We start from the raw sequence: 8,352 nt of genomic DNA, 5'->3' as shown, positions 1-8,352 counted from the left end.
CTTGGCCGGTGGTTTTGGCCGCCCGGCGCACACCCGCCCGCCCCGCGGCCCCAAACATGCCCGCCGGCGCGCCCGCCGGCCGCCGGGCCGTGGCCGGCGCGCCACGTCGGACGGCGACGGTGGCGACCGGCCGGGCCCGCGGGGAGTCCGCGGGAGCGCGGGCCCGGATCGGCCGATCGTCCGCCGCCGGGGCGCCCGCGGGCGTCGGATCCCACCGGGGAGGCGGCGTTCTGCGGACGCGTGGCTATACTGGCCCGCTCCGCCCAGCGGACGGTCCCGGATCGCCCGCCAGAAACACTCCCGTCGGCGCCCCGCCTGGGGCGACGAAGGCGAAAGGTCCCACGTTGCCCAAGGACGTCATCCTCACCCACGAGGGTCTCGACAAGCTCAAGAAGGAGCTGGAGCACCTCACGACCACCAAGCGTCGTGAGGTCGCCGAGCGCATCAAGGACGCCCGCGAGTTCGGCGACATCTCGGAGAACTCCGAGTACGACGACGCGAAGCAGGAGCAGGGCATGATCGAGGGGCGCATCCTCGAGATCGAGGAGCAGCTCCGCTCGGCCTCCGTCATCGACGAGTCCTCCCTCACGACCGACGCCGTCCAGATCGGCACCCGCGTGTCGGTCAAGGACGAGAAGGGCAAGACGAAGGAGTACGCGATCGTCGGCTCCGCCGAGGCGAACCCCGAGGAGAACAAGCTCTCCAACGAGTCGCCCGTCGGCAAGGCGCTGCTCGGCCAGCCGAAGGGCGCCACGGTCAAGATCGCGCTGCCCAACGGCAAGACGCGCACGCTCGAGGTCGTCGGCATCTCGCGCTGAGCGAGGCCTTCGACCCCGCAGCACCCCACCGCATGACCGAACCCACGCCCGACGCCGCGACGGCGGCGGAGGACGGCACCGACCTCCTCGCCGTCCGCCGCGCGAAGCTCGACCGCCTGCGCGCCGCGGGCGTCGACCCGTTTCCGCACGACTTCGACGGCGTCGAGCCGATCGCCGACGTCCGCGCCCGCCACGCCGGGCTGGAGGACGGCGCCGAGACCGAGGTCCGCCACCGGATCGCCGGCCGCCTCCGCGCCCGTCGCGGCCAGGGCAAGATGGCCTTCCTCGACCTCGACGACCGCTCGGGCCGGATCCAGCTGCAGGCCAAGCTCGACGTCCTCGGCCCCGAGGTCATGTCCCGCCTGCTCGACGACGTCGACCTCGGCGACCTGATCGGCGTCGACGGCGTCGCGTTCATGTCGCGCCGCGGCGAGCTGACGATCCGCGTCGAGACGATCACCGTCCTGGCGAAGTCGCTGCGCCCGCCGCCGGACAAGCACCACGGCCTGCAGGACCAGGAGCTCCGCCAGCGCCGCCGCGAGCTCGACCTCATCGGCAACGAGGACACCCGCAAGGCGTTCGTCATGCGCTCGCGGATCGTCTCCGAGATCCGCCGCTTCCTCGACGCCGACGGCTTCCTCGAGGTCGAGACCCCGGTGCTGCAGCCGCTCTACGGCGGCGCGCTCGCCCGGCCGTTCACGACGCACCACAACGCGCTGGGCCGCGACCTCTACCTGCGGATCGCGACGGAGCTCTACCTCAAGCGGCTGATCGTCGGCGGGCTCGAGCGCGTCTACGAGCTCGGCAAGAACTTCCGCAACGAGGGCATCTCCCACAAGCACAACCCCGAGTTCACGATGCTCGAGTGGTACGAGGCCTACGCGGACGTCGAGGACGCCGCGAACCGCCTCGAGGCCTGCGTCCAGCACGTGGCCCGCGCCGTGGCGTATGAGGGCGACATCCAGTGGACCGAGCCGTGGGCCCGCAAGACGCTCGCCGGCGCGATCGAGGAGGAGACGGGCATCGACGTGCTCGCCCACCGCTCCTCGGAGGAGCTCGCCGCGGTGATCCGCGCCTCGGACCGCACCGACGTCGACCCCGACGGCCGCACCTGGCCGCAGCTCGTCGACGACCTGCTCTCCAAGAACGTGGAGCCGAAGCTCGTCCAGCCGACGATGCTCTTCGACTACCCCGTCGAGCTCTCGCCGTTCGCCAAGAAGAAGCGCACCGAGACGGGCGAGGACACCGGCCTGGTCGAGCGCTTCGAGGCCTTCGCGCTCGGCATGGAGATCGCCAACGCGTTCTCCGAGCTCAACGACCCGGACGAGCAGCGCGCCCGCTTCGAGGAGCAGGCCCGGCTGGAGCTCGAGGGCGACGACGAGGCGCAGCAGTACGACGAGTCCTTCGTCGAGGCGCTCGAGCAGGGCATGCCGCCGACGGGCGGCCTCGGCCTGGGCATCGACCGCCTGGTCATCTGCATGACGGGGAGGAGCACGATCCGCGAGGTCGTCCTCTTCCCCACCATGCGCGACTAGTCGGATCGCCTGGTGCACGCGGCTCGCGGCGCCAGGAACCACCCACGGATCCAAGGTGGGGAGGACCCCTACCTCGGCTCCGCGGTCGGTCCCTGGCATCCACGATCCACGCACCCCAGACGCTCCGACGCCGGATGGGTGCTCCTCCTGCTGCTTGTAGGGTGCACCGGCGGCCGGGTATGGTCGCCCTCGTGAGCACGCGTTGGACCGGGCATCCCGTCTTCCGCGGCCGGACCGCGCGTCTGCCGCCGCTGCCGCGACGCGGCCGTACCGACCGCGATCACCACGTCGCCGAGGACGACTCCGGCCTGCAGGTGGAGGCGCCGAAGCACCACGCCGTCGGTCTCGGCGCGACGTGGTCGATCGCCAAGCAGGGCCTGCGCCACATGGGCGTCGCCCGCTCCGCCGAGTCGCTGCTGCGGATCAACCAGCCCTACGGCTTCCAGTGCCCGAGCTGCGCGTGGCCGGAGCCCGAGGACGGCGCCGGCCTCGTCGAGTTCTGCGAGAGCGGCGCGAAGGCCGTCGCCAACGAGGCCACGCGCATGCGGGCCTCCCGCGAGCTCTTCGCGCGCCACTCCCTCGACGACCTGCGCGGCCGGACGGGCCACTGGCTCGAGCAGCAGGGCCGGCTGACGGAGCCGATGTACCTCGCACCCGGCGCGGAGCACTACGCGCCGATCTCGTGGGACGAGGCGTTCAACGTGATCGCCCGTGAGCTGCGCGGCCTCGACTCGCCGGACGAGGCGACGTTCTACACGTCGGGCCGCACGAGCAACGAGGCGGCGTTCGCGTACCAGCTGTTCGTCCGCGCGTACGGCACGAACAACCTGCCCGACTGCTCGAACATGTGCCACGAGTCGACGAGCAAGGCGCTCGGCGACACGATCGGCATCGGCAAGGGCAGCGTCTCCATCGAGGACCTCGTCGCGGCCGACCTGATCATCGTCGCCGGCCAGAACCCCGGGACGAACCACCCGCGGATGCTGACGACGCTCGAGAAGGCGAAGGAGGCGGGCGCGAAGATCCTGTTCGTCAACCCGCTGCCCGAGGCCGGGCTCCAGCGCTTCGACAACCCGCAGCGCCCGACGGAGCTCGTCGGGATGGGGACGCACCTGCAGGACCTCTTCCTCCAGATTCGCCTCGGCGGCGACCTCGCGCTCTTCCAGGCGTTCTCCCGCCTGCTGCTCGAGGCCGACGACGCCGCGCGGGCGGCGACCCGCGAGCCGGTGCTCGACCACGAGTTCCTCGCCGGCAGCACGGACGGCTTCGAGGCCCTGCAGGAGCACCTCCGCGGCCTGGACTGGGACGACCTGACCTTCGCGACCGGCCTGACGCGGGCCGAGATCGACGAGGCGATGGCGCTGATCCTCCCGTCGAAGCGGATCGTCGTCTGCTGGGCGATGGGCCTGACCCAGCACCGCCAGTCGGTGCCGACGATCCAGGAGGTCGTCAACTTCCTGCTGCTGCGCGGCAACATCGGCCGCGAGGGCGCGGGCCTCTGCCCGGTCCGCGGGCACAGCAACGTGCAGGGCGACCGCACGATGGGGATCTGGGAGCAGCCGCCGGAGGGCTTCCTCGACCGCCTGGATGAGGCGCTGGGCTTCAGCCCGCCACGTGAGCACGGGCTCGACGTCGTGAACAGCGTCAAGGCCTTCCGCGACGGCCGGCTCAAGGTCTTCGTCGGCATGGGCGGCAACTTCGCCGCGGCGGTCTCCGACACCGAGGTCACCGAGGCCGCCCTGTCGAAGGCCCGCCTCACGGTCCAGGTCTCCACGAAGCTCAACCGCTCGCACCTCGTCACGGGGCGCGAGGCGCTGATCCTGCCGACCCTCGGGCGCACGGACCGCGACCTCGTCCCCGACGGCCCCCGCCGCGGCACCCCGCAGTTCGTCACCACCGAGGACTCGATGAGCGTCGTCCACGCGTCGCACGGGCACCTGGAGCCGCCGTCGGGCGAGCTGCGCAGCGAGGTCCGGATCGTCTGCGGCATGGCGCGCGCCGTCTTCGGCCCGCCGACCCACGACGGCGAGGCCGACGGCCACGTGACTCCGACCGGGACCTCGTCGATGCCGGACGGCCACGCGTCCGACGTCGGGGGCGGTTCGGGCCTCGGCACGCCGACCGGGCGCGTGGAGGACCTCCCGTGGGAGGCCATGGCCCGCGACTACGGCCTGATCCGCGAGCAGATCACGGCGGTCATCCCGGGCTTCGAGGACTTCGGCGCCCGCGCGCAGCGCAAGGAGGGCTTCCGGCTGCCGCACCCGCCGCGCGACGAGCGGCGGTTCCAGACGTCCACGGGGACGGCCCGACTGACGGTCAACGTGCTCGAGCCGATCGCGATCCCGGACGGCCACCTGCTGCTCCAGACCCTGCGATCGCACGACCAGTACAACACGACGGTCTACGGGCTCAACGACCGCTACCGCGGCATCAAGGCGGGCCGCCGGGTCGTCCTGGTGCGGCCCGAGGACCTCGAGCGCCTCGGCGTGCGCGACGGGGCGGTCGTCGACCTCGTGAGCACGTGGGAGGACGGGGTCGAGCGTCGCGCCCCGCGCTTCAAGGTCGTCGCCTACCCGACGGCCCGCGGCTGCGCCGCCGCGTACTACCCGGAGACCAACCCCCTGGTACCGCTCGGGAGCACGGCGACGGGGAGCAACACGCCGACCTCGAAGTCGGTCGTCGTCCGGTTCGAGTCCGTCCGCGGCTGAGCCGGCGGGGCCCGCGAGGCGTCGCGGCCCGTCGGCGCCGGGGTCCGGGCGGTGTCCGCGGTGGTGGGCCGGACCCACGAGGGGCGGCGGGGAAACGGGCCCGTCTGCGTGCGGCGGCGCGGCACCGGGTACCTTCGAGGAGCGGTGGCGGAGCGCCGACGGTCGTCCGACAACCGGAGTGGACATCCGGTGGGTCTTCGCGTTCTTTGACGCATCCGTCCGCCGCACGGTGCCGTAGAACCAGGTGACGACGGGGAGTCCGGCAGGGTCCGACTGGGCCACTGGTAGGATTCGTACCGAGCCACGGAAGGATCCCAGGGATGTTCGAGCGATTCACAGAACGAGCCAGGCAGGTTGTCGTTCTCGCCCAGGAAGAGGCGCGGACGCTCAAGCACAACTACATCGGGACGGAGCACATCCTCCTCGGTCTGTTGCGCGAGGAGGAGGGTCTCGCAGCACGCGTGCTGGAGAGCCTCGACATCACTGTCGAGCGTGTCCGAGCGCAGGTCGTGCGCATCGTGGGATCGGGTGAGGAGGTCACCTCCGGCCAGATCCCGTTCACGCCGCGTGCGAAGAAGGTCCTCGAGCTGGCGCTGCGCGAAGCGCTGAGCCTTGGACACAACTACATCGGCACCGAGCACATCCTGCTCGGCCTGGTCCGGGAGAACGAGGGCGTCGCCGCCCGCATCCTCCTCGACTTCGACGCCGATTCCGAGAAGATCCGCAACGAGGTCATCCGGATGCTGTCCGGTCCGGGCGGTCGTCGCCAGACGGCCGGCTCCTCGGTCAGCGGCTCGGGTCAGACGGGCGAGGGCACGCCGCAGAAGCGGTCCTCGAAGGTCCTCGACCAGTTCGGTCGCGACCTGACGAAGCTCGCCGCGGAGGGCAAGCTCGACCCGGTGGTCGGCCGCGAGAACGAGATCGAGCGGATCATGCAGATCCTCTCGCGCCGCACCAAGAACAACCCGGTGCTGATCGGCGAGCCGGGCGTCGGCAAGACGGCCGTCGTCGAGGGCCTCGCCCAGCAGATCTCCTCGGGCGAGGTGCCCGAGCTGCTGCGCGACAAGCAGATCTACACGCTCGACCTCGCGGCCCTGGTCGCCGGGTCGAAGTACCGCGGTGAGTTCGAGGAGCGCCTCAAGAAGGTGATGAAGGAGATCGCCAACAAGGGCGACGTCATCCTCTTCATCGACGAGATCCACAACCTCGTGGGCGCCGGTGCCGCCGAGGGCGCCATCGATGCCGCCTCGATCCTGAAGCCCGCGCTGGCGCGTGGCGAGCTGCAGACGATCGGCGCGACGACGATCGACGAGTACCGCAAGTACCTCGAGCGCGACTCCGCGCTGGAGCGTCGCTTCCAGCAGGTCCGCGTCGAGCAGCCGTCGACGGAGGAGGCCGTGCAGATCCTGAAGGGCCTGCGCGACCGCTACGAGCAGCACCACAAGATCGAGATCACCGACGAGGCCCTCGAGGCCGCCGTCGAGCTCGCCGATCGCTACATCTCCGACCGCCAGCTGCCGGACAAGGCGATCGACCTGGTCGACGAGGCCGCGTCGCGCAAGCGCATCCGTTCGATGAGCTCGCCGCCGGTCTTCCAGGAGGTCGAGGAGCAGATCGCCGAGGCCCGTCGCAAGAAGGACGCGGCGATCGAGGCGCAGGAGTACGAGACCGCCGCCTCGCTGCGCGACGAGGAGCGCAAGCTCGTCCAGAAGAAGCGCGAGCTCGTCGAGAAGTGGGAGCAGGGCGAGGGCGACCAGCCGCGCCTCTCCATCGGCGAGGAGGAGATCGCCGACATCGTCTCGATGTGGACCGGCATCCCCGTCTTCAAGCTGACGGAGGCGGAGACCCGCCGCCTGATGCGCATGGAGGAGGAGCTCCACGAGGCCGTCGTCGGCCAGGAGCAGGCCGTCAAGGTCGTCTCGAAGGCCATCCGGCGCTCGCGCGCCGGCCTGAAGGACCCGAAGCGCCCGACGGGCTCGTTCATCTTCGCCGGCCCCACGGGCGTCGGCAAGACCGAGCTCGCCAAGTCCCTGGCGAACTTCCTCTTCGGCGACGCCGACGCGATGGTCCGTGTCGACATGTCCGAGTACATGGAGAAGCACGCCGTCTCGCGGCTCGTGGGCTCGCCCCCGGGCTACGTCGGGTACGACGAGGGCGGCCAGCTGACCGAGGCCGTGCGGCGCAAGCCGTACTCGGTGCTGCTGCTCGACGAGATCGAGAAGGCCCACCCGGACGTCTTCAACCTGCTGCTGCAGATCCTGGAGGACGGTCGCCTGACCGACTCCCAGGGCCGCACGGTCGACTTCCGGCACGCCATCGTGATCATGACGTCGAACATCGGCGCGTCCGAGATCGCCAAGTCGACGCCGCTGGGCTTCCAGCTCGGCGACGAGGACGAGGCCATCACGTACGAGGACATGAAGCAGCGCGTCACGGGTGAGCTCAAGAAGGCCTTCAAGCCGGAGTTCCTCAACCGCATCGACGAAGTCATCGTCTTCCACAAGCTGACGAAGCCCCAGATCACGACGATCGTCGAGCTGATGATCGACCGCGTGCGCAAGTCGCTGCGCGATCGCGAGCTCACGCTCGAGCTGTCGGACGCCGTCAAGGACCTCCTGGTCGAGAAGGGCTGGGACCCGGCCATGGGCGCCCGTCCGCTGCGCCGGGCGATCCAGCGCTACATCGAGGATCCGCTCGCGGACTTCGTGCTGGCCAACCAGGTCCCGCCGAACGCGCACGTCAAGGTCGACATCGCGCCGGAGGACGACACCGAGAACGCCGTCGTGCTCTCCATCGTGGAGGCCCCGGTGCCGGTGCCGGCCGCGGTCGGTGCGACCGACGAGGCCGATGCCGACGGCGAGAAGCCCACGGACGAGTCCTCGGGCGACGTCGCCACGCAGGACGCGTAAGGGGCACACCCCCACCGCAGGACGACCGCGAGGGCGGGGCCACGGCCCCGCCCTCGGTCGTCGTGGGGCGTCCTCGGACGCGCCCGGACGCGGCGCCCGGAGACGATCGGTTCATGTCCGACCATCTAGGCTAGGGCGCGTGATCCGCTCCCGATCCCTGCGACCGCGCCGCGACCGCGCCGACGAGCGACCCACCGGGGTCCGGTCGTGAGCGGGCCCGACGACGAGCCCACGGGGGACGCCTGGGTGAAGGGCGAGGCGGGGGTCCTGCCCAAGGGCCTCGCCGCCGCCGCCCGCGCGCGGCTCGATCGCCAGCGCGAGCGCAACGCCGCGGCCCGCAACGGCGGCGTCGCGCCGTCGCCGCGACCCGAGGCCCGCCGCG

The 8,352-nt window shown here is 71.3% G+C and carries 4 protein-coding genes; all 4 read left to right on the top strand.

Features of this window, described 5'->3' with window-relative positions:
• The first annotated feature begins 344 nt into the window (after positions 1-344).
• The 4 genes from greA (at position 345) to AB0L40_RS24890 (ending at position 7,970) form a co-directional block, all read left to right on the top strand.
• On the top strand, positions 345-818 hold the full coding sequence (gene greA / locus AB0L40_RS24905; protein ID WP_364361019.1) for a transcription elongation factor GreA: 474 nt from the start codon (positions 345-347) through the stop codon (positions 816-818).
• 32 nt (positions 819-850) lie between these two features.
• The gene (lysS, locus tag AB0L40_RS24900) at positions 851-2,353 is read left to right on the top strand and encodes a lysine--tRNA ligase (protein ID WP_364361017.1); all 1,503 of its coding nucleotides are present in this window, start codon (positions 851-853) and stop codon (positions 2,351-2,353) included.
• Positions 2,354-2,667: 314 nt separating this feature from the next.
• Complete coding sequence (locus AB0L40_RS24895) at positions 2,668-5,061, top strand: FdhF/YdeP family oxidoreductase (RefSeq protein WP_364361021.1); 2,394 nt, start codon at positions 2,668-2,670, stop codon at positions 5,059-5,061.
• Positions 5,062-5,381: 320 nt separating this feature from the next.
• A complete protein-coding gene (locus AB0L40_RS24890; protein ID WP_364361015.1) occupies positions 5,382-7,970 on the top strand; it encodes an ATP-dependent Clp protease ATP-binding subunit in 2,589 nt (862 codons plus the stop codon).
• The last annotated feature ends 382 nt before the right edge of the window (positions 7,971-8,352 follow it).

Source organism: Patulibacter sp. NPDC049589 (assembly GCF_040675535.1).
GTDB lineage: Bacteria > Actinomycetota > Thermoleophilia > Solirubrobacterales > Solirubrobacteraceae > Patulibacter.
Note: the sequence above shows the minus strand (reverse complement) of the source record. Positions and strands in the feature narration are given on the sequence as shown.